The sequence below is a fragment of the Microbacterium sp. BF1 genome, assembly GCF_019279095.1.
Taxonomy (GTDB): Bacteria; Actinomycetota; Actinomycetes; order Actinomycetales; family Microbacteriaceae; genus Microbacterium; species Microbacterium maritypicum.
In genome coordinates, this window is the sequence record NZ_JAGYWT010000639.1 from 1 (window position 1) to 1,208 (window position 1,208).

Annotated in this window: 1 protein-coding gene and 1 pseudogene; both read left to right on the forward strand. The window is 66.1% G+C overall.

From position 1 onward, the window contains the following. Nucleotides 1-238, forward strand: a pseudogene (locus KZA10_RS18355) (hypothetical protein); the annotation flags it as partial. Between the two features lie 132 nt (nt 239-370). After that, nucleotides 371-1,027 (forward strand): ribosome hibernation-promoting factor, HPF/YfiA family, encoded by a 657-nt coding sequence (gene hpf, locus KZA10_RS15650; RefSeq protein ID WP_218683346.1) that lies wholly within the window; start codon nt 371-373, stop codon nt 1,025-1,027. The last annotated feature ends 181 nt before the right edge of the window (nt 1,028-1,208 follow it).

The window sequence follows — 1,208 nt, forward strand, 5'->3', positions numbered from 1 at the left end:
CGGCGGGTGCTACGAGGTGCGCGACCCGTTCAACCTGGCGATCATCGCCGCCTCGTTCGCCGCGAGCCTCATCGGATTCCTCTGGTGGAACGCGCCCAAGGCGAAGGTCTTCATGGGCGACGTCGGCACCACCGGGGCGACGCTGGATGAAGCGTCGCGAGCCCTGAGATCAGCCGGATTCCGTGTGGTGGCGGCGGTCGCGCTCGCCGCCACGCCGCGTCGCAGCGGATTCGGATGAACCTCATCGGGGATGCACCGGCGACACAGGGGAACCAGGCCGTGACATCCGCCGATCAGCGGACTACGGTGGGGGGACACAAGGCGACCACGGTCCGCCCTTGGCCGGGAGGACCGGGACAAGGAGGCAGCAATGGAAACAAGCATCGTTGGCGTCGGAGTGGGTATCACCGATCGCTTCCGAACCGTTGTCGAAGAGAAGATCGCCAAGATCCAGATGCTCGCGTCTCGCGCGCAGAGACTGGATGTGAAAGTCACCCATCGCGTGTATCGCAACGGTCGTGTCCCCGACGAGACCGTCGAGCTGACACTGATCGGGAAGGGACCGGTCGTTCGCGCAGAGGCGACGGACGGAGACAAGTTCGTCGCCCTCGATCTCGCTGTCGACAAGATGTCCGAGCAACTGCGTCGCGCCAAGGAGAAGCGAGTCGACGGACGACAGCACCCTCGCGGCGCGCACTTCGAGAAGGGAAGCGGATCGCTCGAGGGCATCGACGTCCAGCCGGCGTCGGCCGACATCCTCCACGCGGTGGCGACCGGCAGCATGCCGGTGCAGCAGAGCGAAGAGGAAGAATACTCGCCCGTCGTCATCCGCACGAAGAGCTTCGATGCGGTGTGGATGACCGTTGAGGAAGCCGTCGACAGGATGGAACTGGTCGGACACGACTTCTTCCTCTTCGTGGATGTGCGCACCGACCACCCGAGCGTCGTCTACCGCCGCAAGGGCTGGGATTACGGTGTGATCGCGTTGAGCACTCAGGCTCCGCCCTCCGAGGCTCTCGCCTCCTGATCCGCAGTGCACGACGGCCCGATCCCGGAAGGGATCGGGCCGTCGTGATGTCCGGATGCCGAGACGCGTCGGAATCAGTCGAAGATGCCGTCGAGCAGACTGCCGATCACGAGACCGCCGAGGATGCCGGACGCGAGGTCTCCGCCACCGCCGCCGCGCCGTCCGCCGCCACCGCCCCAGC